The sequence below is a fragment of the Cedecea neteri NBRC 105707 = ATCC 33855 genome, from assembly GCF_001571265.1.
Lineage (GTDB): Bacteria > Pseudomonadota > Gammaproteobacteria > Enterobacterales > Enterobacteriaceae > Cedecea > Cedecea neteri.
Genome location: NZ_BCTL01000062.1, coordinates 1 through 25,599, shown reverse-complemented (window position 1 = coordinate 25,599; position 25,599 = coordinate 1). Strand labels below are relative to the sequence as shown.

Annotated in this window: 21 protein-coding genes; 15 read left to right on the top strand and 6 right to left on the bottom strand. The window is 51.1% G+C overall.

Annotated features, from left to right (window positions below; all coding sequences use genetic code 11):
- The 13 genes from CNE01S_RS21480 to CNE01S_RS21420 all read left to right on the top strand — a co-directional run.
- A partial coding sequence (locus CNE01S_RS21480) for a type VI secretion system baseplate subunit TssF (protein ID WP_174522190.1) occupies window positions 1-780 on the top strand: 780 nt, incomplete at its 5' end.
- Window positions 771-1,721 carry a type VI secretion system baseplate subunit TssG gene (gene tssG / locus CNE01S_RS21475; protein ID WP_061278378.1) on the top strand — a complete coding sequence of 317 codons (951 nt, stop codon included), beginning with the start codon at window positions 771-773 and terminating at the stop codon, window positions 1,719-1,721. The genes CNE01S_RS21480 and tssG, both read left to right, overlap by 10 nt.
- Before the next feature lie 5 nt (window positions 1,722-1,726).
- Complete coding sequence (locus tag CNE01S_RS21470) at window positions 1,727-3,754, top strand: type VI secretion system Vgr family protein (RefSeq protein ID WP_061278377.1); 2,028 nt, start codon at window positions 1,727-1,729, stop codon at window positions 3,752-3,754.
- A 9-nt stretch (window positions 3,755-3,763) separates the two neighbouring features.
- On the top strand, window positions 3,764-4,213 hold the full coding sequence (locus tag CNE01S_RS21465) for a DUF6931 family protein (protein ID WP_061278375.1): 450 nt from the start codon (window positions 3,764-3,766) through the stop codon (window positions 4,211-4,213).
- Window positions 4,213-4,512, top strand: a complete 300-nt coding sequence (locus tag CNE01S_RS21460) for a PAAR domain-containing protein (RefSeq protein WP_061278373.1) — start codon at window positions 4,213-4,215, stop codon at window positions 4,510-4,512. The genes CNE01S_RS21465 and CNE01S_RS21460 overlap by 1 nt, the downstream gene beginning before the upstream one ends.
- A 12-nt stretch (window positions 4,513-4,524) precedes the next feature.
- On the top strand, window positions 4,525-5,583 hold the full coding sequence (gene tssA, locus CNE01S_RS21455; protein WP_061278371.1) for a type VI secretion system protein TssA: 1,059 nt from the start codon (window positions 4,525-4,527) through the stop codon (window positions 5,581-5,583).
- Window positions 5,583-6,194, top strand: a complete 612-nt coding sequence (gene tssJ / locus CNE01S_RS21450; protein WP_061278369.1) for a type VI secretion system lipoprotein TssJ — start codon at window positions 5,583-5,585, stop codon at window positions 6,192-6,194. The genes tssA and tssJ overlap by 1 nt, the downstream gene beginning before the upstream one ends.
- A 1-nt stretch (window position 6,195) precedes the next feature.
- A complete protein-coding gene (gene tssK, locus CNE01S_RS21445) occupies window positions 6,196-7,548 on the top strand; it encodes a type VI secretion system baseplate subunit TssK (RefSeq protein ID WP_061278368.1) in 1,353 nt (450 codons plus the stop codon).
- Window positions 7,548-8,159, top strand: a complete 612-nt coding sequence (locus CNE01S_RS21440) for a DotU family type IV/VI secretion system protein (protein WP_061278366.1) — start codon at window positions 7,548-7,550, stop codon at window positions 8,157-8,159. The genes tssK and CNE01S_RS21440 overlap by 1 nt, the downstream gene beginning before the upstream one ends.
- 5 nt (window positions 8,160-8,164) lie before the next feature.
- Window positions 8,165-11,575, top strand: coding sequence for a type VI secretion system protein (locus CNE01S_RS21435; RefSeq protein WP_061278364.1), 3,411 nt, complete (start codon window positions 8,165-8,167; stop codon window positions 11,573-11,575).
- An 18-nt stretch (window positions 11,576-11,593) separates the two neighbouring features.
- Window positions 11,594-14,119 (top strand): type VI secretion system ATPase TssH, encoded by a 2,526-nt coding sequence (gene tssH / locus CNE01S_RS21430; RefSeq protein ID WP_061278362.1) that lies wholly within the window; start codon window positions 11,594-11,596, stop codon window positions 14,117-14,119.
- Window positions 14,120-14,127: 8 nt separating this feature from the next.
- Window positions 14,128-15,240 (top strand): VasL domain-containing protein, encoded by a 1,113-nt coding sequence (locus tag CNE01S_RS21425; RefSeq protein WP_245874307.1) that lies wholly within the window; start codon window positions 14,128-14,130, stop codon window positions 15,238-15,240.
- Window positions 15,241-15,457: 217 nt separating this feature from the next.
- The gene (locus CNE01S_RS21420; protein WP_061278357.1) at window positions 15,458-16,501 is read left to right on the top strand and encodes a YopJ family acetyltransferase; all 1,044 of its coding nucleotides are present in this window, start codon (window positions 15,458-15,460) and stop codon (window positions 16,499-16,501) included.
- A 130-nt stretch (window positions 16,502-16,631) separates the two neighbouring features.
- Here CNE01S_RS21420 and CNE01S_RS21415 read toward each other — a convergent pair whose 3' ends face one another.
- The 4 genes from CNE01S_RS21415 to CNE01S_RS21400 all read right to left on the bottom strand — a co-directional run bounded on the left by CNE01S_RS21415 (window position 16,632) and on the right by CNE01S_RS21400 (window position 21,524).
- On the bottom strand, window positions 16,632-17,159 hold the full coding sequence (locus CNE01S_RS21415) for an AfaD family invasin (protein ID WP_061278356.1): 528 nt from the start codon (window positions 17,157-17,159) through the stop codon (window positions 16,632-16,634).
- Window positions 17,160-17,174: 15 nt separating this feature from the next.
- Entirely contained in the window at window positions 17,175-19,637 is a 2,463-nt protein-coding gene (locus tag CNE01S_RS21410; RefSeq protein WP_245874309.1) for a fimbria/pilus outer membrane usher protein, read from the bottom strand.
- Between the two features lie 74 nt (window positions 19,638-19,711).
- Window positions 19,712-20,515 carry a fimbria/pilus periplasmic chaperone gene (locus tag CNE01S_RS21405; protein WP_082763265.1) on the bottom strand — a complete coding sequence of 268 codons (804 nt, stop codon included), beginning with the start codon at window positions 20,513-20,515 and terminating at the stop codon, window positions 19,712-19,714.
- Between the two features lie 667 nt (window positions 20,516-21,182).
- Complete coding sequence (locus tag CNE01S_RS21400; protein WP_061278354.1) at window positions 21,183-21,524, bottom strand: DUF1294 domain-containing protein; 342 nt, start codon at window positions 21,522-21,524, stop codon at window positions 21,183-21,185.
- Between the two features lie 466 nt (window positions 21,525-21,990).
- Here CNE01S_RS21400 and CNE01S_RS21395 point away from each other — a divergent pair, with 466 nt between their 5' ends.
- On the top strand, window positions 21,991-22,275 hold the full coding sequence (locus CNE01S_RS21395) for a hypothetical protein (protein WP_061278352.1): 285 nt from the start codon (window positions 21,991-21,993) through the stop codon (window positions 22,273-22,275).
- A 31-nt stretch (window positions 22,276-22,306) separates the two neighbouring features.
- Here the strand turns inward: CNE01S_RS21395 and CNE01S_RS21390 are convergent, their stop codons facing one another.
- Both CNE01S_RS21390 and CNE01S_RS21385 read right to left on the bottom strand, forming a co-directional pair.
- Window positions 22,307-23,593 carry a DUF445 domain-containing protein gene (locus CNE01S_RS21390; protein ID WP_061278350.1) on the bottom strand — a complete coding sequence of 429 codons (1,287 nt, stop codon included), beginning with the start codon at window positions 23,591-23,593 and terminating at the stop codon, window positions 22,307-22,309.
- A complete protein-coding gene (locus CNE01S_RS21385) occupies window positions 23,593-24,501 on the bottom strand; it encodes a LysR substrate-binding domain-containing protein (RefSeq protein WP_061278348.1) in 909 nt (302 codons plus the stop codon). The genes CNE01S_RS21390 and CNE01S_RS21385 overlap by 1 nt, the downstream gene beginning before the upstream one ends.
- Window positions 24,502-24,665: 164 nt before the next feature.
- Here CNE01S_RS21385 and CNE01S_RS21380 point away from each other — a divergent pair, with 164 nt between their 5' ends.
- Entirely contained in the window at window positions 24,666-25,439 is a 774-nt protein-coding gene (locus CNE01S_RS21380; protein ID WP_061278346.1) for an SDR family NAD(P)-dependent oxidoreductase, read from the top strand.
- The last annotated feature ends 160 nt before the right edge of the window (window positions 25,440-25,599 follow it).

Here is a 25,599-nt window from a genome sequence, read left to right as displayed (position 1 = left end):
AAGGTTTCCGTGCAGCGCAAAGTGAATAACAGTATTGAGCATATCCCTGTGCTCCCGCTTTTGGAAAGCCATATTTCCTCCGCCAATGAGCTTGACTCTGGTCTCAGCTGGCAGGTCTTACGCCGTGAAATCCCTTCGGGAAGAGGGCTGGAATTAAAACACTTTATCGCTTTCAGCGAGCATAAAGCACGCCCATTATCTTCAGGCCCTGACATCGTCACCCTTAATCTGAGCTGTACCAACCACGAGTTGCCACGCCAGCTACAGTATGGCCACCCGGACGGCGATTTTGATTCATCAGCGCCGATTGCTGGTTTGAATATTACCAGCCTGACTCACCCAAGCAGCCCTGTAAACCCTCTGGAAAAAAGTGCCGTGCGCTGGCATTTCCTTTCACAGCTTTCACTCAACCATCAGTTACTTGATGGGAAGCAAGGCGCTCAGCGTTTGAAGGATATGCTGGCGCTTTACAATATCGCCGGGGATACCGAAAAAGCGCGTCTGGTCAGTATGATAAAAAATCTGTCCTGCGAACCCGTGACGGCCAGGCTCATCAGTAACGACCCACACTCCATTGCACGTGGAATATCGATATCCCTGACGTTTAGCCATGATGCCTTACGGGAGCCTGATTATTACCTGCTTTGCTGCCTGCTCGACCGCCTGCTTGCGCTTTACGCCCCGGTAAACAGCTTCACACGCCTGACAACATCGATAGAGCAAGAAATGCAAACAACGCGCGTATGGCCTGTCCGCGCCGGGAGACTGTCATGGCTCTGATTCCCATCGAGAGTAAATTCAGTTTCTACCAACAAATCCGTGTCTTACTGCGTAAGTTGAGAAAGAACAATGTTTCTGATGACACCTTGCTTGATGAAAAATTTCAAATTTCATCGACGCTCTCGATTGACGCACCTGACGGACAAATAGAAACCCTTCGCCAGGAATCTGATGATGCTCCCGTGCAGGTTACCGCCGGGTTCAACGGGTTAACGGGAGCAATGGGCGCACTTCCTGCGGCCTACACCGAATGGCTGATTGAACGCCAGTATCGTTACAGCGATCGCAGTGCGAAGGCACTTATCGATCTGTTCGGTCATCGCCTTTATTGTCTTGACTATCTTGCCTGGCAAAAACACCACCTTTATGCCCTTGCGGAATCTCAGGCGGAGAAGCCGTTACAGGTGGCGATTCTGGCATTAACGGGTCTACTTGCCGACGCCAACTCGCCGGCACTCACGATGCATGCCCCACTCTTTGCCTCGCCCGTTCGCTCGATGGTTAATCTTGAGCGCTGGCTCAGCCAACGATTCGGCGTTGCGGCAACCATTGTGCCCTTTACTGGCGGATGGAGGGCGGTAGAAAAAGAAGAGCATTGTCGGCTGAGTAACCCCAATCAAACGCTCGCCACGGCGCCCATGATTGGCAGCGCGCGCCTTGAAGTACATTCCCATTTCGATGTGATTCTTGGCCCAATGTCCCCCGAAATATCACGTCAGTTCACCCCCTCTGGAAAAACCAGAGAAGCTGTCTGGTCCTGCATTCGTGATTATGTCGGGCCGGTGGTGGATTTTTCTGTGTCGCTGGTCATCAGCAGCGCCAACCTTGCGCCGCGTTCATTAGGGATGGCGGCATTAGGGCTAGACCTTTGCCTTGGACACAATAACGGGTCGCACCTGCATCAGGTACGGCTCCCTGCCCCAGTCCTCTCATCAGGATGAATCTCATGTTAAACAGCACTCAACTAAAAACAGATCAGCAAAGTCATTTCATTCGATGGAATGGGGATATTGCCGATGAAATGCTGCTCATTGCCCTGAAGGGTGCAGAGTCATTGTCGTCATCTTATCAGTATGAACTTCGCTCGTTGACGCATAAAAAGGAATCAGAATTACTTCGCTGGCACGGGCAGGAAGTCTCCTGCCAGATTGGAGACGGAAGCAACGAACTTCCCCAGCGCCTTTTGCACGGCATCGTGACTCGAATTTGTTATTCTCAACGTACGCCTGAAGAAGCCGAATGCATCCTTACGGTAGAGCCGCTACTTTCTCAGTTGATGTTGGGTCAGGAGATGCGCATCTGGCAAAACATTAGCGTGCCGGATCTGGTGCATGACTTACTCAATGAACACAAGATTAGCCTGTTAGACCTCCAGCTAAACGGCTCTTATGAAAAGCGCGAATATTGCGTGCAGTACCGGGAGTCGGCGCTTCACTTTATCCAACGACTTTTGGAAGAAGAAGGGATTTATTATTACTTCAAACATAGCGAAACCGGGCATACCTTAGTCCTCACCGATCATGCAGGTGGCCATTCCCCTATCCAGGGGGAATCTTTACTCTGGCACCACCAGGGTGAAGCAATCTCTGTGGCCAGCCTCAAAAAGCTGGCGTCCGTCACGACTCTGTTGCCGGCAGGCGTGACGCTGCAAGGTGTCAATGTGCAGCAGTCTGCGGCCATTGAAGATATTAAAAAAGCAAACGCGCAAGAAGCCGGCATCGACTCGGCTATGTTTACCGACATCACGCCACAGGGTGAGCGTTCGCTGATTGCCCTGCAAGCACAAAACACCCTCGCGGCATACGAAGCCAATAACCGCCGCTTTGATGCCATCGTGCTTGCTCACTGGCTAAGCGCTGGCGAAACGTTTGATCTAAAAGAACATCCTACCGATGAAAAAAAATTCCGTATCCATACGGTGTATTTGGAAGCATCCAACAATTTCGATAACAACAGCAGCGACTGTCGCTGCTCTATTGAAGCTATGCCTGCCGACAAACCCTGGCATCCCCCTTTTGAACACCATCAGCCTCAAATTCCAGGAATACTCACAGCAACCGTTGTCGGCCCCGATTCGGAAGAGATCCATACCGATGAATATGGCCGTATAAAAATCCAATTCCCCTGGGATAAAGAGAACAAAAACGACGACACCAGCTCTTGTTGGGTGCGGGTGGCACAAAGCTGGGCCGGCGGAAAGTTTGGTGCGCAATTTATTCCAAGGGTCGGTAGCGAAGTCCTGGTGAGCTTTATCCAGGGCAATCCAGATTATCCACTGGTAACCGGTACGGTCTACAACGGTCAGAACAAACCACCTTTCGATCTTCCCACCCAAAAGACAGAGAGCGGATTCGTCACGCGTAGCGCAACAAAAGGCAGCGTTGAGGACGGCCATCGTCTGAGCTTCGACGACAAAAAGGGCGAAGAGTTATTGACCATTGTCGCGCAAAAAGATCTGACGCTCACCGTCAAAAATGACGTTACAAGCACCATTGCAGCCAATCGTAATACGGAGCTCACCAAGGGTAACGACCTGCTGTTGTTAAAAGAGGGAAATATGAACCTCACCCTGGAAAAAGGGAACTGGCAACAGGAAATCAGCGGCGACGTGGCCACAAAAATTAAAGACGGCAGCTATAGCCTCGATGTCACAGGCGGAGGCGGAGATCTCAAAACGGAGAAAGCCCTGACGATTGAGTCCACACAATCCATAGAACTAAAAGTGGGCGACAACAAAATCGCCATCTCCACCAGCGGTATCACTATCAACGGCACCACTTTCAAGCTCGAAAGCAGCGCAGGTACGGAAATGAAAGGTGCAACCGTGAAAATTGAAGGCAGCGGCAGCACTGAAATTAAAGGCGCAATGGTGAAAGTTGAGGGCAGCGGCACGGCTGAACTCAAAGGCGCAATGGTGAAAGTTGAAGGCAGCGGCATGACCACTGTCGCTGGCGGAATTATTAACATTGGATAAGAGCAAACCATGACACAAAACGGATTCAATCCAGACAAGCTGCTGGAGGAAGGTCGGTGGGAAGAGGCTCTGCATCAGTGGACCTGTTCCCTTCCTGTCAGTCAACTGGGCATACAGCTTGTCTCACTCCTACGTGAAACAGCACCGGCAGACATCCATCCACTGCTGGGTGAAATGCATCAGCAATACACTCAATACGACAATGCACGCCGGTGGCGAATTTTTGAACAGGCTCAAAAGCAGGATCTTAATTCTCCAACCGGGGCCATGGCGCTATCGCTGTTTTGGGCGAGCGGCAGTATGAGCCCGGACGATCTCCCTGCGGTCTATCCCGATCCGAAACTGACGTTGCAAATGCTCGGCTGCGCGATCGTTATGCTTGCCGTCGAGCTGGGTGAAACTCCTGTTGAAGGCGCCAGAAGCCTGATGATGCGTTGCCAGCCTAAGGAGACTTTCTGATGGCCCAGCCCGCAGCCCGGGTCTCTGACATGCATGTCTGCCCAATGGTAGCCCCGGGAGTTCCTCCTCTGCCCCATGTAGGCGGCCCCATTTTACCGCCCGGTGTTCCCACCGTGCTGATCGGCGGGTTACCCGCTGCAACGGTGGGTTCGATGGCAACCTGCGTCGGCCCGGTGGACTCCATTGTGATGGGCAGTACGAAAGTGCTGATCGGCAAGAAACCAGCAGCGCGTATGGGCGATAGCTGCGCCCATGGCGGCACCATCGTTGCTGGCTGTCCCAAAGTGTTAATTGGATAATTGAGGTTTTCTATGCAGTCAGATTTTTCAACTCTGCTGTCACCCATTTCGCTCGACACCCCTGCAGGAATTAACCTGGAGTATGAGCCTGTATTCGACGAAATTCGTCAGGCGCGTGAAAGCGATAAAGACGAGCTTCCCCAAGGGGATTGGGCCGTCAGCGAGCCTCGTAAGGCGGACTGGGAGCGAGTTCAGTCCTTGTGTGAGCGAGCGCTGACAGAGCAAAGCAAAGACCTGCAGCTGGCATGCTGGTTTGTTGAAGCAACATCCCATCAAAAAGGGCTGGAAGGCCTGCTGAGCGGTGTTGATTTTCTGAGTGAGTTTATCACTCGTTTTTGGTACCAATGCTGGCCGTCACTGGAAGAAGAAGGTCTCACCATCCGCCGCAGCAAGCTGGTACGACTGGATCGCGAACTCAATAAAATTTTATTTAACCAGCCGATGCTGCGCCAGGCGAACACAACGCTGGCCAGATGGCGGCAAATTCTCGCGTTTGAACACAAAATCAATACTAACTCGCGTACCCTTGACAAGCTGATAGAGCAAGAAGGGGATCTGACGATGGCCACGTTTGACAAACAGGCCACCGGGTTCTCCTCCATTGAAATCAGCCAGCAAGCCGCCCGGGTAGAACAAATAACAACGTTATTAGAGTTACTGGAAAGCCGCTATGTCTCGTTGAGCCAGGATCCCGAAGGGGAATTATTTAGCTTAACCCGCCAAACGCTGAGCGATCTTAATGATTACCTTCAGCGCCTCACTCAGCGCGCAATCCCCCTCTCCGATGAGGCTATCGTGTTAACGCCCGCTCTGGAAGAGACGCAGCCTCAGCCAGCAGAAACGCCGGTGCGCCATTCCCCCCAGGCAATGAGCCGCGAGCTTGCTATTAGCCAGATGTTGGCTATCGCAGCCTATTTTCGCCAGTCCGAGCCTTCCAGTCCGGTTCCTTTCCTGATGGAGAGAGCGGCACGTTGGGCAAACATGACGCTAACCGACTGGCTTCAGGAAATGATTGAGGACAGCGGCAGCATCAGGGAAATCAACAACGTACTTACTGGGAAAGCTAACTGATGCGCCGAACAACAACGTTGATCATATTCCTTTCTGCCTTACTGCTTAGCGGCTGCGCTGCGGATACCGAATTGCAAGCATCAGAAAAACAGGCAATTGAACAGGTTAAGGCACCTTTCGCACCAGGCGCTATCACGGTTCAGCTTATGGCGGATCCAGACCTTAATACGCTGAACGGTATTGCAAACAGCTGCACCGTTTTGATTGTTCAGGCGAACAAAGCTGAGACGCTCACGCAGCTCTTTTCAACGCCACTGACGTTGAAAAATCTGTTCCGGGCAGCAGGTAGCCATGACGACATACTCAAAATAGATCGCTACGCCGCCATGCCGGGGCAAAGCGCTACTCTGCATATAGACCGCAGCGAAAATACCCGCTTTCTTGCCATCGTAGCCGGCTATTACCCCTTCCCACAGAGCCAGCATATGGCCCTCGTACCCGTGCCCGTGACCAGCACAAAATCAGGCTGGCTGATGCCTTCCTGGCAAGCACATCTGGCTCCCGTCACGCTGGATATTCGGCTCGGCAGTGACAGTATCAGTCACTTCTCCGGAGCAGAAAAAGCACCGTTCACGCGCAATAACACCGCGCCAACGGAAACAGGAGAGTAACGTGTATCCTGAATTACAACAGATCTACTGGTACTCCGGCGTGTACCTTCAACCGCAGCATCTTCAGTCGGTCGATTTACATCACAACTACATGCTGGCGCGACACCGTCAGCTATCACAGCCGTGGAACACCGGCCTTATTCACTGTGATTTCAACCCTGAAACGCTGGTGGACTTCACCCTGAAAATTGACCGACTGCAGGCTATTCTGCCTTCTGGTGATTACCTGGAATATCCAGGAAATTGCTTTTTACAGCCTCGCATGTTCCGGGACGCCTGGAAGCAAATTGAAAAACCGTTCACGCTTTGGCTGGCTTTACGGCGGTTCGATCCTGGCCACGCCAATGTCGGTGACTCCCCCAACAGTCGATGGTTAAAACCCCGTCAGGAAGACGTCATGAAAGACGTGTACTTCAACGGCCCGGAATGTAGCGTTTCAAGGATCCTTTATAATGTTCAAATCCTGAGTGACGAAGAAAAAGCCTCCGTCGTTGACTGCGAGTTCTTGCCTTTATTAAGACTCCGCTATGAGAACGACAGGGTTGTCAGCGATCCGAGTTTTGCGCCGCCCGTCATTACGCTGAACGGATCGCCGGTTCTGAAAACAATGCTGGACGGGTTGTATGCTGAGTTGGCTAACCGTGCGCATCAGTTGGCCGAATACAAACGTTCGGATCAACTCAAAAATGCCAGCAGAGGAGACATGACCCAGTTGCTGGTCATGCGCTCTTTAAACCGCGCGCTTCCCCTCTTACAACATTGTTGCCGTGCGCCCTCCATGCACCCGTGGCCCATTTACGGGCAGCTGTTGCAGCTCATCGGCGAACTGTCCAGCTTTAGTGAACAATGTTCATTCAACGGCGAGTGGGAAGGCGAGACCCCTTTACTGCCTTACGATCATTTCAACCTCTGCGCCTGTTTTAGCAGCGCCAGAAAATTCATTCTCGCCCTTCTGAACAACCTGACATTAGAAGACAACACTTGGGTGTCACTGGTGGCAGACGAGCAGCGAGTCTTTTATGGCGATTTACAGACGTTACCGTGGGAAAAAACCGGCAATGTTCTCTTAATGCTGAGTTCAGAAACGATGTCCAGCATAGACAGTTCAAATTTCAAAGTCGCCGCGAAATCAGCCATTCACACATTGATTCAGCACGCCCTTCCGGGCATCCCTGTCACCCGACTCACCCCAACCCCACGAGGTGTTCCTAACCGCAAGGATGCTTATTACTTCATGATACAGAAGCAAGATAACCTATGGAAAAGTATTGAAAATCAAAAAAATATCGTTTTCTACTGGGATGACGCACCCGATGATCTTCTGGTCCAGGTGATCTTTATGGGGGCGGAATAATGCAGCTCCTCGACAGCTACCTCCCGGTATTCAAACAGGTATTACACATTACGGGTGGAGAAGATCTTACCGACTATGAGCCAAGCCGGCAGCTCTGCATCACGCTGTTTGAAAAAGCAGAGCAAGAGGCGGCGTTACAGGATGCCTCCGCGGATGAAAAAGAAGCGGCCCGTATCGCTGTCATTGCCTGGCTGGATGAGGCAATTCTAAGTTCTGAACTCCCCTGGCGGCATCACTGGAGAAGTGAACTGCTACAGCGGAAGTATTTGAATATCACGACGGCGGGCGAGCTTTTTTTTATTCAACTTGAAAAGCTCAACCCTGCGTATGACGAGGCAAGAAAAGTCTTTCTCTTTTGCCTGCAGCAGGGTTTTCAGGGCCAGTACAGCACATCTGAAGACAAACAGCCGCTTCACACCGTTATCGAAGCACAGCGAACAATTTGCTTACCCGAACAATGGCAAAAATGGCCGAATGAGGCGGAAATCATGCCTGAACGTATTCCAAAGTCGACATCCATGTCGCAGCGGTTACGCCCACTTCTTTTGGCCGCACTGGGCGTTTCCCTGCTTTATTCGATTTTATTTTTTGCCCTTTACAATATGTCCTGAATACTATGCTTAAAAAATTAGCTTGTTTTACCGGCTGGCTGTTAGTTCTTTGCTTATCGCTATTGTTTAGCTTTACCCTTGGCCTGTGGCAAGACTGGCGCACCTCCTCAATACTGGTCTTTTGGCTGTTGATGCTGCTGATAACCGTCTTATTGTGGTGCGTTGGGCATACCCTTGTTCTGGTAATAAAGGGTAAAAAAGGACGCCGCCTCTTCGAAAAATTTCGTCTTTCCCGCCGTGAGTTTGTGCTGAAAGCGCACTGGAAAACCGGGGCCAGTATTATCAAGCGGGCACGCCGTCAGCGAGAGAAGCTCCCTTTATATCTCCTGCTGGGCGATCGCTGCGGAAAGAGCACGCTATTAGCCAGCGCCGGTTTACCTACGTTTTATAACGATGCCGATGACACTTTAATCAGGCCGACAAGAACGCTGCGCTGGTGGTTCTTCCGCCAACTCTGCGTATTGGACGTCTCCAGTAATTTTCTCTCCGGTTCTCCGGCTGTTGCTCAGGCCTGGAAAAGACTGGTGCAATGGTGCACGAGCATGCCTGCCCCAGCGGGGGTGATTATTGCGATTCCGGTGACGTCACTGCTCAACCCGGATCTTAGCGCACTTCATGCGCTTATCCGCCAGCAACGAGCACTTCTTGAGCCGCTTGTCCGTCGTTTTGGCGAGCAACTGCCTCTACATATCTTAATTACACAGTGCGATCGCTTTCCCGGCTTCAGCCTTTGGGCTCAGCAACTCTCTCCCGAGCAACGCCTGCAGCCGCTAGGCTACACCTGGAGCCATCCCCCACATATCGATGGACAAGATGAACAGATACTGCATCCTCTGTTTTCAGCTTTGAAGCAAGGTATGTCGCGCGTTCGACTCAGCATGGGGCGTTCTGTCGGGCTCACGGCAACTGAAGACGCAACGTTGCTAGACTTCCCGGAAACATTCTCCCGGCTGGAGCCTGTACTTCGCTATGCAGTAGCTTCCTTATGCGAACCCAACGCGTATTTCAGACATACCAGTCTCAGCAGCATATGGTTCTGTGCGACGGAACCATTAGATGAAAACCGCAGCCGCCGGACGGGCCTTTTCGTTCATCACTTGTTTGCAAACCATTTAAAAGATCTGGGCCTGCGTCGGAGTAAGCAACGCTGGCTGCATCGCCCTCATGTGAAGAAAGCCTGTGTGCTGGCGCTCTCGCTGGCCGCCGTGTGGATAACGGTCAGTGCCTGGCTAAGTTATGAATATTTGCAAACAAACGTACGCCAGCAGTCTCCCGATAACTTAGCGAAATTCTTAGCTAAAGATGAACAACGTCATCATCTTTCGCTGCGTTATCTGCCATTTTTACCTTTAATTGAGGAGCAGCGTCAGATTGCCGAAACGCGCTTAATCCAGTCGCCTTCGACTAAACGGAAGCCCCAGGTTTCCCTGGATGCATATCAATGGCAGGTATTGCGTGCGGCACCCGAGGAACAGCGCGATCTTATCCTCTCCCTCGCCGATGCGGTGATTACCTGGCAACAAATGCGGACTGGCGTCACACTTGATGAGTTACAGAACAACCCGCCGGTAAAAAAAGCCTTATTACAGCGAAAATACTCTCAAAAACTCTCGCCGCTCTCCATCATGGCAATTGAACGCCACTATATGCGGACCCCTGAGGGGGAAAGGTGGTTATTTACCGCGCAGCGGCTGCTGGAAACGCTGGTTAACCACGATCCTGCCCTGCAGTGGCTTGTTGCGCCTGAGGTGATGCATCACCCGCTCCAGGCCGCGGCATGGTGGCCATCTCTACCCGATTCGATAACGCTGTCAGGCCTCTGGACGCTTGAAGGCGAAAAAACGTTATTCGGCTGGATAAGCACCCTGGAAAAAGCTGTCGCTCATCCCCTGCCGATCCTTACGCAGGAGAAAACGCGCTGGCCAACACGGCGACAGGACGCATGGCGGCAATATCTGATTGAGGTGAGCGCCCACTTATCCTCAGTCTCTCCATCAGGTATACCGCGCACGCAACTCGTGGCGATGGGGCAAAATAAAAGTTCGGCAATGCAATTTGTACACCGTACGCTGCACGAGCTTCAGGATATTACAGTGCCTCAGGCGCAGCCATGGCTGCAGACGCTTCGTCAGCTTCAGCAACTGTCGACGGAGGCAAACGCAAGTGCCATGGTACGTCGTACCACACAAATCGACAGGCAGGTTCGTCAGTCTCTTACCGACTGGCTGCAAGGCAGCAGGGATACAAAAATGCCTGGCCGCGCCGCGCCCGCCGATCGGGCATGGCTTCACTGGCAAACCGTTCGAAACAAAGCCGTCAAAGAAGCCGTATCACAAGGTGCCCCTGACGCACACTTGACCCGTGCTCTTTTTGCCAAAAACGAGAACGGCGACGGTAACCCTATAACCGATTTATTACCTGCACTCACCGCACTTCAGGAACATCTAACGCCCCAAAATACCGACGCCGGAGTCAATGCCGTGTGGCTGTTTTATCAAAACGACGCTCAGCGTTTAGCGGCGAATGCTATCCACCAAAGCACCTGCTGGCTTAACGAGCAATGGAAGCGTTCGGTCATTTGGCCCTTGGGGAAAAATAACGATACCCGTGACTATGAACAACAGCAGGCTTTGAGCCAGCAACTGATAGGTGATTTTCTTCGCGGACCGGCCAATGCTTTTCTGGAAAAAGATAAAAGCGGTCTGAGTGCAGTGAGTTTTGCTGGCATACATGCCCCGCTGACGGCGGAATTTATTCATCTCGTAAGGCACAGCTACCCGGCTGAAAAGCTGCTTGATATCCAGGAACGAGAATCAACGCGAGACGAAGACCAAATCACCGCGTTAGTGGCAAAAGTGGCGGCCCTGGAAGCCGAACAAAATGCGCTGTCGAAAAAAAGCTGGAAACTCAATATCAATAGCATGCCGGCCACCGTACCGGGCGGCGCACAGCTGGTACCAACCGGTACGCAGTTAACGCTGAGCTGCCAGAATGGCGAACAGAAATTTATCAGCATGAATTTTGCCGATACACACGGCTTCAGCTGGCAGCCCGGTCACTGCACAGACGTCACCGTCAGCGTGATGTTCCCTGGATTTACCGTCCATCACCGCCTTTACGGCGAAGACGCCTGGCCAACCTTCATCCGCCGCTTTACCTCCGGAGAAGCATTATTCCAAAGCAGTGAATTTGGCGAGGATGCAGATTTGCTCGAGCAGACGGGTATCAAACATCTGCTGGTTCGGTTTGCCCTCTCAGAAACAAACGAGATTGAAACCGCCTGGCAGGCCTGGTACGCACGAGCGCAAAACATTGACGAGCTCAACACACAAATTGCCGACCTTGCATTTCGTTCAGAACAACACACTAACACCCCTATTTCAGCGCTGCCCGGCGATATCGCGCAGTGCAATTAAGACCTAATGGGAAAAATGATGAACCATTATTTAAAGTCAGTTATCAGCAAACTTAATACCGATAGCCGAAGCGCACTCGATGCCGCCGTGAGTCATGCAGCATCCCAGCAGCATACGGATGTGATGCCAGAGCACCTGCTGTTGGCCATTATTCAGCAGCAAAGCACGTTATTTGAAACGCTGAGTTTACAAACGGGTTTGCCCGTCAGCCAGCTGTTCAGCGCTCTGCAACATACGCTGACGCAGGCGAATAAAGCGCCAGTCCCCACGCCGGTATTTTCCACCGAACTGGTAGAGTGGTTAATGAATGCGTGGATGCTTGCCAGCGCACAATGGGGAAGCACCTCGCTGACGCCTGAAGCGCTCATTGCCAGCGTGTTCAGTGAAAATGAAAAAAGCCTTTTCAATAAACAGGTGCAGCATGCTCTGGCGGGAGAGTCAAACAAAATCCAGGCATTGCTTCGTGCTTCCGCACCCGTTCATGCCCCACAGGTTGGTGAGCAAGCAACCGCAAATTCTTCACTGGCTAAATACACCCGCAATCTCAGCGAACTGGCCCAAAATGGCAAGCTGGACCCGGTGCTGGGGCGTGAATCTGAAATCAGACAAATGGTTGATATCCTGCTGCGGCGTCGGCAAAACAACCCGATTTTGACAGGTGAGCCGGGCGTGGGTAAAACGGCTCTCGCCGAAGGGCTGGCGTTACGTATTGCAGACGGCACGGTTCCCCCTGAACTGAGAGCAATGGAAGTCCTAACCCTCGATCTGGGATTGCTGCAGGCCGGCGCCAGCGTAAAAGGTGAATTCGAAAATCGCCTTCAGGCGCTGCTAAAAGAAATCACGCGTGCACCAAAGCCCATTATTTTATTTATTGATGAAGCTCATATGTTGATTGGCGCCGGTGGCCAGGCGGGCCAAAACGACGCAGCCAACCTTCTGAAACCAGCGCTGGCCCGAGGCGAACTGCGCGTCATTGCCGCCACGACCTGGGCTGAATATAAGAAGCATTTCGAAAAAGATGCCGCATTGACCCGCCGCTTCCAGGTCGTAAAAGTAGCCGAGCCGGATATCGAAAATGCCACCACCATGCTTCGGGCCATGTCTCCGGCGATGGAGCAGCACCACGGTGTCCTCGTCTTAGAAAACGCTATCCATGCGGCGGTGACGCTTTCAAATCGCTATATCGCCGGACGGCAAATGCCGGACAAATGCGTCAGTCTGCTGGACACTGCCTGCGCCCGAGTCGCCGTTTCACAAAACCACGAGCCAAAAGAAATTGAAGCGATTAACGTCCAGCTGCGCGCGATTAACAGCGAATGTGAAGCCCTGAAACGAGAAAACACTGCGCCGAAACGCGTTGAAGCATTAACGCGACAAACAGAGGATTTACAACAAAAGCTTGAAGCCCTTATGCAGGAGTGGAGAGAACAAAATGACCTGGTTCAGCAATTGCTGAACAGCAAAGATGCCGCATTCATTACCCAGGCTCGGGAGACATTGTCGGCCCGCCATCAGCAACATGCCATGGTGTTTGAATGCGTCGATGCAACCTGTATTGCCGATGTTGTGGCCGACTGGACGGGCATTCCGCTTGGGCGAATGCTGGAGAAAGAGCACCAGCAAATCGACGCCCTATTTGAACGCCTGGCGGGAAGAGTGATAGGCCAGGATCATGCTCTCAAACAGATCGCCCAGCAGATACGCATCAGTCGTTCGGGCATGAGCGATCCACTCAAGCCCATGGGGGTCTATATGCTGGCGGGTCCCTCTGGTACAGGTAAAACCGAAACCTCGCTTGCGCTGGCTGAATTACTGTTTGGCGGCGAGGAAAGCCTGGTGACAATCAATATGTCCGAGTATCAAGAAGCACATTCAGTTTCCGGGTTGAAAGGATCCCCGCCAGGCTATGTGGGCTACGGCCAGGGCGGCGTTCTTACCGAAGCCGTTCGCCGCAATCCTTACTCTGTTGTCTTGCTTGATGAAGTAGAAAAAGCACACCCGGACGTTATGGAGCTGTTTTATCAAATTTTTGATAAAGGCACGATCGAGGACGCGGAAGGTCAGCAGATCAACTTCCGCAACACGCTCATTATTATGACATCCAACCTGGCCTGCGGGACGCTAATGACGGCCTACGATTCAGGGAATACCGCCCCGGAAGCGTTGTGTGATGCCATTCGCCCCGAATTTGAGCGTGTGTTTAGCCCGGCACTCATGGGACGCATGACGCTAACGCCATACCTGCCGCTCTCTTCTGACGCGATGTTTAACATCATTGCTCTTAAACTGGAGCGTTTGTGCAAACGCTATCAGAAAACAACAGAGACTCCCGCACTACCGGGCTACACCAAAAGAGCCATAAACTGGATTTCCGAACGCTGCCGTGTGGCTCAAAGTGGCGCGCGCGATATCGATCAGGTATTGAATCAGCACCTGCTCCCACTGATGGCCGATAGCGCGTTACACGGCGCGCCGGGAACCACCTTTAAAATCGACGTCAGTAAAAAAATCCTCACCCTGCGTGCTGAGAAGGTCACAGCATGAGCGAGTCCATGAATACCGAGAATACCCGCACCCTGAAAATCAACAGCCACGATCCGCGTGGCCACCAGGCTTTTCTCCAGTTCAGCAACGACATGCACCGCTTGAAGATCTATTCAGACGACGGAAACTGGTGGCGTGAACGGGAAAAGGACTGCAATCTGCTATTTCAAAAGTTTGGCTATGATCTGCAAACTGGCTTGTGGTACTGCCTGATTGCCTGTCAGAGAAATGGCTGGAAAGGCGTGGCCAGTGGAACACAGGTGTTTACTAGCGGCTTTGCAAAACAGCATCCCCCCTGTTGGCCGCCCCTGGCCGCGCTCGATCTGCGTCGCCAAATGATTGATGACTACTGCCGTTACCTGACGCCATTAATTTATTGCCTGCCTTTACAGACGGACAACATCCCGGCGATGGAGCAGCTACTGATGTCTTCGGGAATGTTAGAAGCCCAGGCCACTGAAATACAGTCCTCCCAGGGAGATGTCTTCCGGCAGCTCTCTTTGTGGCTGGAAATGAACATCAAAATGCTGCAACAACAAATCCAGCAAATCAAATCCGCCGCGCCGGCAGTACCAGAGCCAGAACGTGCGATAACTCATCTGCAGCTTCCTGAATCCCGGCCATTAAGCTGGCTCAATAAGTTTTGCTGGAGTGCAGCTGGCGCGGCCCTTGCCGTTTGCATTTTAAGCCTTTACCAAAGTATCGATAACCCCGACGTACTGCGGGTGACCAACACCTTCTGGAAAGACAATCCGTTGGTCACCCAATGGAAAAAAAAGCAGGTAATTGCCAGCAAGTCTGCACCAACGAACACCACCTATGAGGAGCTTATTTCACAACTGACAGCGATTGAAAAACGGCTTTTAGAAGCGGAACAAAAAAAAACGGCCTACATGACCATTTCGGAGTTAAAAACGGCGGTGTATCAATTACGTGAGATCGTTTCCCGGCAGAGCACCATGGTAGAAAATCAGTTTAATCAGATCCAGTTATTAAAACACAGCAATCAGCAAATACCCCCGGCACAATTTTTCGCATTATCAGCAAAAATTGAAGGTTTAAACAGTAAATTCCTGTTATTAAAAATGGAAGACAACGCCAAATTAAAAAGCAAGCAGTAAAGATGTCATAACACCTTTTGTTTTCATCACGGCCGAAGGTGTTATGCCTCATATTATCCAAAGGGACAAATTTTATTATCTCATAGACCAGACCGAAATAGGCTTACTATCACAGCCCATTATTTTAATCACCTTGACTATAACAGTTTAATTTAAATATCTAATGCAGTATTAAAATATTGCATACTCACACCATCCAATAACAAACGAGAATATCATGGGATACTTCAATCGCATCAAAAAAGATGATAGTTTAATTAAAGCAATGAGTAGGAAAATCAATCAAAAGAAGATATCAGAACGCACCGGAACTTTAATTAATGACCGAATATCAAAAGCAAGCATGTGTACGCTGGAAAAAAGCTATCAATATTTAATAGAGCAACTGTCAACCCCAACCAGAAACTACATGCTCACAAGTTTACAAAAAAATACTGTAACACGCGGAATTAATCCGATAATCAACGATTATGAGCGAGGAAACCAACCAGGCATTGAGACGAATCGACTCGATGATATTGTTATGTCGTTGTTAGCAAGCGCTTTGAGTAAGAAAAAAGGCCTAAAAATAATACATTTTGCTTCAATCTACGAGTTTATTCAGGGGGTTAAACTATACAGGAATGGTACATGTATTGTTCGGATGGGCGATGAAGAGGACTACATCACTGGTCATTATACAGCAATTGAATTCAGAACACTTAATGATCGGCCATATATTTTACTATACGAACCTTCATTCCTGCAAAATACGAAAGAAGCCGGGACTGATTATGGATTGCAACTACTGAAAAAACATGCACAATATATTTATGCAAAAATTGGCTTCATTGAAGTATCAACACAAAGATCGCAAGATGACTGTGCAATATTTTCATTATTTATCGCCAATAAATTTAGAACAATAAAAACCTTTAATGACAGCATATTCAATAACATGGAGCAAAGCGATAAAAAAATAATCTACTATTATGAAAGGTCCAATAAGCATTACATAAAAAACTTCGAACAAAAAGTAGCCCTTGATGTTCCCGCTGAATTACTGAAACACGGACACTCATTGAAAAGCCTCTCATTAAGAGGAGATGAGATAATCAACAGCAAAGGCCAATCATTATCTGAGAGGGCTCAGAAACATGCATTCCAATCAAAAGAAGGCCGTATCTATTCAACGTCCATTGAGCTAAAGCGAATTAGCTATTATAAAGAGGCAATGAAATACCTTGGTATTTCAGATTATGACTTAGAAACACACTGCTAAAAAACCATCATCCAGAAAATAAAAAGCCACCGGTAAAAGGTGGCTTTAACATACTTCCAACAGAAAGAAAAATTTAAATAACCTCGTCACCAGGCTATTTAAATTTTATATAACAATAAAACCCTAACCTTCAAAAAAAATGCGCAGTGATCACATTTCCATACACTGCTGTATATAGAAAAACAACAATTCCTTTGGCATATGAATATCTTTCACATCCCCCTTCAACCGGAAGGCATTCACCGGCCACATTAAAACTATACACATCCGGGCGTGGTGTCTGATTAACACTGGCAGCCAGGATAAATCGCGTGTCGCTTAACGTATCTACCGTCGTGACACCTTTTCTTTCGGCGGAGTCATCCACTATCCACCCCTGGCCGCCAAGCGTCACGTAGATAATATTGCCTTGATTATGCTTGCCCCGAACAATATAGGTATTTGCCACATCATCAACTTTTTCGGCATTAAGCCAGATATGATGCTTACCCCGGCAGCTAAACTGCCCCGACATCACTTCATCCCCAACGTTTATTGCGTTCATAAACATCGTTTGTGGCTGAAGACGGATTTCCAAATTCGCCGCCTGGAGTGGTGCTGAAGCCACAGCCAGCAAAACACTGGCAATAAATCCCACCATTTTACCTTTATGTATCATGCTCTATCCCTGTATTCAGTTGCACTGGCTCTGGCTGATATAAACGCCCGCCAGGCCTTTCTCTTTAGGCAATTGATAGTTCGCCCGGCACTGTTTTCCGTCCCCCCACTGCACCAGCAGCGTGCCGTTGTCGGGTAAACCGGACATATACACTTCACTCTCGTTTCCTACCACACCGGTCGCTCTGGGACTGTCATTGCCCTCCAGGCTGACAATCGCTCCGAACGGCACCGGGTTACCCCCGGGCCGGCTCAGTGCAATCAAGGCACGGCCGCCGATGCGCGTCTGAAAGGTCGCTGGCACCACGGCGCCTTTGGTAGGCGTCACGCGGGTATCGGTTTGTGTAATTTCGGCATCTTCAGGAAGGGAGACCGGGTCAAGCGTGACGGTATTGTCCTGGTATGGCGAAAGGTAGCCCAATGTGGTGTAACCGCGGAAGTCTGTTTTAACGCCAGTCCAGTTATTCACAGCCACACCGCTAGCGCCAGGGGCTTCAACCAACGCAGTAGTGGTGCCTAACGTCTGCCCAAGCGTCACACCGTTACGGTGGGCAATCAGGCCCCCGCTGATCTGGGCGTTCATTTGTCGGGAGTTTTTGCTGTAGTTATACCCGCCGCCGATATTGCCGTAAGCACCGCTCCAGTCCATATCCACGCTGCTGCTCTGTGCAGAAGAATTACCCTGAGTAATGTTCTGACGCAAATTCCAGTTCAGTTGTCTGTCAAACGCGCGTCCGTTCAGGCCGGCCATGTAGCTGGTGTCGCGCCCACTTCCGCCCTGCACCTGGGTGGAAGCCCACATGTCGAAAGTGGACAGCGGGATATTCACCCACAGCCCATATTGCTGTTCCTTGCGGTTACCGCTGCCATTACGCGATGTGGTTTGCTCCGTCATGCTGAGAGACCAGGAAACACCTTTCCATGAGGAGCCAAAAGATGCCGAAATATAGTCCTGATCCGCCTTACCGTACCGATAAGTGTTACGTGTCCCGCTAAGGCTGAAACTCCCGATGCTGCCCAGTGACTGACTGAGCGTCAGGCTGGTTCGATTCTTTATCGACTCCCCACTGGAGTAATATCCGCTATAGCCGTCTTTCCTCCAGGTATTCAGGACGTCTGAAAGCGTGGTGTAGTCAGGGGAAGTGTACTGATAATGAGAAAATGAAATACCGGTGTTTGTGGCGTCCAGCGTTTTACTGTAACGCAATCCCCAGAGTGCTCCCTGCGTAGATTCCTGCGATTGCTTTTGCCCACGGGCATGAATGCTATTCAGCGATACGGCCCCATAGTTTCCGGCAGAAAGCCCAAGCCCGAACGACAAAGCCTGATAATGGTCGGAAAACTGCCCGCCGCCAAACACCGTTATGCCCCACGGTAGACCGTATATCGCCGTCAGTTGGCCGACCGGCACCTGTTCCACAGCCGAGTTTGACGAGTGATATTCGCCCACGGAAGCGTTGTATTTTAAGTAGCCCTCGCGCACGGCAATGGCCGGTGTCGTCCACGGCACAATAAAGACCTGGTTATTGCCGTCTGACTCCAGCACCGTCACTTCCAGATCCCCCCCAGAGCCGGTAATCGCCAGATCCGTCAGTTCGAACTCACCGGGAGCGACCGTGGTGCTATAGATAAGATAACCATTCTGACGCACCTCGATATTTGCCCGTGTCCGGGCAATACCTTTAACCTGTGGGGCAAATGCTCGCTGGCTAAATGGCACCATACTTTCATCCGTGCCTACCATCATCCCCCTAAACGGTACGCTGTCGAAAACGTCTGAAGGCGTGTAATACTCTCCAAGCGTCAGGCGGCTCTTAAAGTCATTCAAACCTCGCTCCACTCGGGAATACGCTCGTTCCCATTTGCCATTCTGGCCGCTGGTTTTTTGCCAACTCAGTAAGTTTCGAAAGCGCCAGGCACCAAGATTCAGCCCCGGCTCTAGCTGCGCAGAGCCGGAGGTGCTGGCTGCCCCACTATTGCGGTACTGCATCTCCCGAATACTGGTCCGGTAATTGAGCAGGAAAGCGGGAATACCATCGTCCCAGCGACCTTCAGGAGCGATTCCCCTCACCACCGGCCACAGCGCAATCTGAGGCACAGAGAGCTGTAGTTCCATTCGGTTAAAATCAAACTGCTCAGAAGCATAAGGAATGGCCGACATCGTGGCACATTCATCTTCAGGGAAAGCCGTCTTATCCCCCTTAAAAAGCCCCGGCCAGTCTTCCACCTTCACGCCGTACTGCCTCAGCTGATCGCTTGTCAGACAGGTACGAAGCCGATTATTCCCGTCGCTATCTTTTATTGACCGGAAGTCCATCGATCGGGAATCCTGGCGCACACCGTTGATCAGAATATCAACCGGGTAGACCCCTGGTAGCTGCCCTCCCTGTTCAAACACTGAAACATCAACATCCTGGCCTAGAGCAGTAGTATCAAAGGTCCAGGTACGCGCCTGAACACCGCCCGGTAGTGTGGACAAACAAAGGCAGGCCAGGGCTGTTTTCTTAAATATGCGAGACAGGTACGAGTGCGGGGGCGTTAAGGGGGAGCACATCAGCTTGTCTCCTTGTAGAGAACGCTCTCACCGCCGAAGTCATTGATAGCTTTCCACTCTACGGGGCCACTTCCGCCCGCTGGAAGCGTGAAAGTCTCGGAAGATAACGGGGCAACATAGCGCTTGTCCTTCACCTCTTTTCCGCCTACCGTGACCTGGCTAAGGTTGATGTAAAAGGGTGAGGCGTTGGTTACCGTCAGCTTATTGCCGGACTTCTGCCATTTAAGCGCTGCAGCGGCATCATCGGCTTTGCCTTTCACGCCGTCCGGGCGGATAAACATCTTGATACAGCTGTTGACCGAGAATTTGACGCTAAGGGAAGTGACTTTCGACTGATCGCCTCCCTTGTCGTCCTTCGCCCAGAGATCGTCTGCCTTAGGCGGAATGCCTTTTACGCAAACCCAGTGCAGTGACTCGCGATCCGTGGCGTAGTCACCGCCGGTACGGATGAGACGCAGGCGTGAAGTCTGGCCGCCGTCCAGACGGAAAAGCGGAGGCGTGACGGCGAAGGGGGCTTTTGTGGTTTTATCTTCAAGAAAAATATCCGTCTGCACCAGCATAGGATAATCCTGAGCATTCACCACGGAGAGCATCGCCCCGGACTTTGCCGGATCATAAATAATGCGATTCGCCCCCAATTTGACGGAAAACTGCTGAACATCGACATTGCCTGGTGCGCTGTTTTTTGTATTATTTGCCTGTGCTACAGAGCTAAATAAACAAAGCGATAACACGGCGGCAATATAAGCCTCTATTCTTTTCACCGCGGAATAACCTGAACGAGATTGATTTAAAATAATCATAGAGTTGCCCGCCTTTTATCCGGCATAATTATTCATTCCATTATTTAACGTAACTATTAATAACCACCGAGAACACAAATCTGCCTGTTGTTTTTTTGGCAAAAAAAACGCCTAAAACTGACAGGTGTCTCATACATAAAATGAGCGTTTAGATGGTATCATCCAATTACTTCCAGCAAATCCAAACAACCCCAAAAATTAAACACAATAAAAACCAAAATGCATCTAAAAAAGACTTAATTAAAACGATTAAGAAAAAACAACATGACGTTTCAAGTTTCATCCCTCCATTAATCTTTACAAAATCAACACATCACTACCGATATCATTTAAATCTAATTAATATAAACATTATTAATTCATTAATAATAGATGAATAATTAATTTTGTCATTGCGTTATAAATAAAAATACAAATAAAATCAATTGATTATAGAGTGAAGGCACAAGGCATCTGGCTTGCATATACCAGACGACTGACGGCTCTCCGGAATCAGTTCCGGATTTAATGTTTATTTATAACTCCTGATAAAAAGGATAGCCAAAAGGCGCTACCTACCCAATAGCTGGACATCGTACCACCCAGTAGAGTCACCGTTCTATTTAATCGGAAGAAATGTTCACTGCAAAAGCCACATTATTATTTCAATCTCCGCTTACAATTAATATCAGTGAGATAAATAGAATTCATACGTAACAATAAGAATGAAAATAATATTTATTATCACCGTAAGAAAGAACCGGCTTTTGAATGGCTGTTTCTGCGTTTTATGGCGAAAGAGCTGTTGGGCAAAAATAGCGCCGGGCCAACCACCTAACAGACCAAAGATAAGCAACGTTGTCTCTGGCACACGCCGCCAGGCTTTTACCGCAGCCAGCTTATCACCACCGTAAACCAGTAGCGTGAGCACATTCACCAGCACAAACCACATAACCAAAGAGTGAGGCATGAAAGCGCTGCCCACAGCGGCAAGCACCAGAAGAAAATAACAGAAATGGTTTAGCGTCATTAAAATAGCCGTCGTGCATACCATCAGAGAAAGTGCTGCAGTATAGCCAAGAAATGTGCAATTGCCAGGCGCTCCCCCGACTACGTCGCTGATATTTCTTATCGGCAAAATGGCTTTCAGTTTACGGGGTAACATTATCATGTCGGTTATTTCATCCCCCAGCCCGGAAAGTGTCGGATGATGGGCTGCGAAAATCTTAAATTAAAAGCGCATGAAATGTTCCATTTCCACCTCACATTCCCGGGCATTAGCCACAAAATAGTAAGCTGATTAATTATTTCACCGAAAACAAAATAGTTCTCTATCTTATTGAATAAGTTGAGATCGATGGCAAGCAATTGTGGAGAATGACACGCCCTTTTACTTTTCCGCGCCAGCACACACTTAACGCCGCAGTAGACTTAACGATACCGCCACCTCCTTGTGGGGCTGGCACGTCAAACACTTAACTCAGCAGGTGAATAACATGCATAAAGCCATCAAAATGCTGCTTGCCAGCTCGATTTGCTTGCCTTTATTCGCCGCAGCGGCCGACCCCGTCATTCCCTGGGCCGACAACAGCGGTGGAACCGAAAGCCAGCACATCGCCGCCATGGGGCAAAACCTTAACGGCCAGCATCAGGCCATCAGTAAAACGCAGGAAGGCGTCTGGGCGGATAACAGCGGCTCAATCAGCGCCGACGAACAGGCATTAAGCAGCAGCCAACCTGCTTTTGCGGGTGACCCGAAACTTATGCCTCATCAGGGCTAACCATGCTGCACGGGGCCTTGCGCCTCGTGCATTAAAACGGCAACCCCACTCTCTCAATCACGCCCGGAAGCTGTGAAAGCAGATACAGCACAAGCCCGACCGAGCCGCCGACCAGCGTGCCGTTAATTCGAATAAACTGCAGATCTTTGCCGATGTTCAGCTCGATCTGGCGCGACATGTCTTTTGCGTCCCAACTTTTCACCGTGTCGCTAATGTGCCGGGTAAGGAACGCAGAGAAGTCCGGGGCAATATGTCGCGCAGCCTGCTCAAGATGTTCATTCAGCGAGGCCCGAAGCGAAGCATCAGCCATTAGCGTTTCTCCCAGCCATTGCCCCGCTTCGGCAATCCGCTTTTGCACCCGCGAATCATCGCTGGCGATATCGGTTTTCAGCCAGCCCCGCAGGTCGTTCCAAAGCTCACCGAGGTAGAGATTAAACTTCTCATCCTCCTTCAGGTAACTTTTGATCGTTTCCGCTTTAGCCGCCATTTCCGGGTCATTTTTCAGGCTGTCGATAAGCCGCTGTACGGCCCTGTCAAAAGCACGACGAAGCTGATGCGTTTTATCCTGGCTCACATCATCCAGCAGAGAGTTAACGGCATCGGACACCAGATCTGCGCTTTGCTCGCCCAGCCATTCGGTGGGCAGCACCCTGGCCTTAACCGGATGCTCGGTTTCCAGCCAGTGGACGATTTGGCGGGCAATAAATTCCCGGCTGGCCGGTTTCTCCAGCAATGCCAGCAACTGAGCAATCACCGAGTCGAGCAAGGTCTGATGGCGGTTATTTTTGGTCAGACTTTCCAGCAGCAGCGCGCTGGAATAACTGAGATCGACTTTATCAATGGCTTTGTGCACCGCCCGGCGAATCAGCCCCTGAATCCGTGCATCGTCCATCAGCGATAGCCACGCCTCCATCACCTTGAGTAAGTGTCGACCTACCTGCTGAGCATTTTCGGGCTGCCGGAACCAGGTTCCCATCATCTGCGCCGGTTCGTGGCGGCGAATAAGGTCAATCAGCGACTGGGTATCGAGAAATTTTTCCTGCACGAATTTGCCGAGATTCTCGCCGATACGGTCTTTATTACGCGGAATAATAACCGTATGCCGGGCGATAAACGGGATCGGTACGCGGCGAAACAGCGCGACAACCGCAAACCAGTCAGCCAGTGCACCGACCATCGCCGCTTCAGAGATAGCTTTCAGGCCACTTACCCAGAAATTGGCCGGCAAAAATAAGGTAGCGACAAACGTCGCGGCAGCAATCAGTAAGAGTGAGAGTGCCAGCCGTTTAGCGCGCTTTAATTCGTTGAGTTTTTCCATCACTTAAGCGTAGCGTCCGTCTCAGCCACCAGCCAGTCATGGAATAGCGTAACCTCCGGGCGGCGGCTGGATCGCTCTGAACGAACGATAAAATAGGACCAGGTGAGCGGCCATTTGTGCTGCGGAAAAAGCTGCCGTAGTTGGCCAAGATCGATCAGCTGCTGGACCAGCGCTTTGCGCACCACCGCCACGCCACGTCCGCCCAGCGCCGCGAGGATCACCGCCGACGTGGAGTTAATATGCAGCCCGTTTTGCTCGCATAACGCTACGCCGATGCGCTGAGAAATCGTTTCCCAGTCAGGGAAATTCGCGCCAGGATGCGGCGTGTCGTCGTAGATAAGCTTCTGCTTCGACAGCCAGTCGGCCTCGGTCACGCCGTTGAGCAACTGCGGGCTGCAGACGATTACCGCCTCTTCATCCATCAGCCAGGTCGACTGCAAACCAGGCCAGTTGCCGGGGCCACAGCGAATGCCTAAATCGGCTTCACCGTGCAGCACGTCGGTGAGTTTTTCGGTGACGTTAAGGCGCAGGTCAATGCTGTCGTGCTGCTCGGAAAAGCGGTTGAGGCGCTCCATTAGCCAGTTCATCATCAGGACCTGCGAAGCCGTGATCACCACCACCGCGCGAGCTCTGGCGCCTCGCAACTTATTCAGCCCCTGCTCGAGGCTGTCCAGCCCGGCGGTAATATCCTGCAGCGCGTCTCTCGCCTCATCGACCAAAGTCAGCCTTTCTTTCCCGCTCCGCGTGCGGTGTAGCAGCGGATGGCCGACCCACTCTTCCAGCGAACGAACAAGCTGCCCCACGGCGGCGGGCGTTACGCCCAGCTCTTCCGCCGCGCCGGTAAAGCTGCCGTGGCGTGCGGTGGCTTCAAACGCGTGTAGCCATTTCAGGCGATTTAGCGATCTCATATTTTCTCTTCGCAAAAGACGACATACCGACAAGATAGTTTTTCTTTCTCGATATGCAAGTTCTTATGCTTCGTCAGGCACAAAAGGGTTTGGCATTCTGTCGCCATTCCGAAGCGCCATAGCGGGTAGCTTCCTCTTATTAAGCCAAAAGAAACGAGGTCATCATGTCTACATCATTCGCAGGTAAGAAACTTTTAGTTGTTGGTGGCACCAGCGGTATGGGTCTGGAAAGCGCCCGCCTGGTGCTGGAAAACGGCGGAAAAGTGGTGCTGGTCGGCAATCGCGCCGAGAAAGCCGAACAGGCTCGCCAGGCGCTGTCTGCCCTCGGCGAAGTCTCTGTCATTGTCGCGGACCTAATGAGCAGCGAAGGTATGCACAAAGTGATAAACACAATTAACGCTGAACACCGCGACATCAGCCTGCTGGTGAACGCCGCCGGGGTTTTCTTCCCGAAAGCCTTTACCGAACACGAAGAGGCGGATTACGACATGTACATGAACATCAACCGCGCGACCTTCTTTATTACCCGCGAAGTGGTGAAAAACATGGTTGCCGCCGGGATTAAAGGTTCCATCGTCAACATCGGTTCCATGTGGGCGCAGCAGGCCATCGGCGCCACGCCTTCTTCCGCCTACTCCATGGCGAAAGCCGGTTTGCATGCGCTGACGAAGAACCTTGCTATTGAACTGGGTTCGCACGGCATCCGCGTCAATGCGGTTTCACCGGCCGTAGTACATACGCCAATTTACGAAGGATTTATTCCTAAAGAGGATGTGGCAAGCGTGATGGGAAGCTTTGACAGCTTCCACCCGATTGGCCGCGTCGGCACCCCGCGCGACGTCGCAGAAGTGGTTAGCTTCCTGCTGTCCGACAACACCACCTGGGTGACAGGCGCGCTGTGGGACGTGGACGGCGGCGTAATGGCGGGCCGTAACTAGGTACGACAGCCCCTCACCCCGGCCCTCTCCCCAAAGGGGCGAGGGGGAAAACACGCTACTAGAGACATTGTTTATTCCCTCTCATTTTCTTGAGCAGAGTTAGGGTGACCCCAGAAGCGAAATTACGGGTTAAACCAGTGCCAGACATACAGCGAGGCAC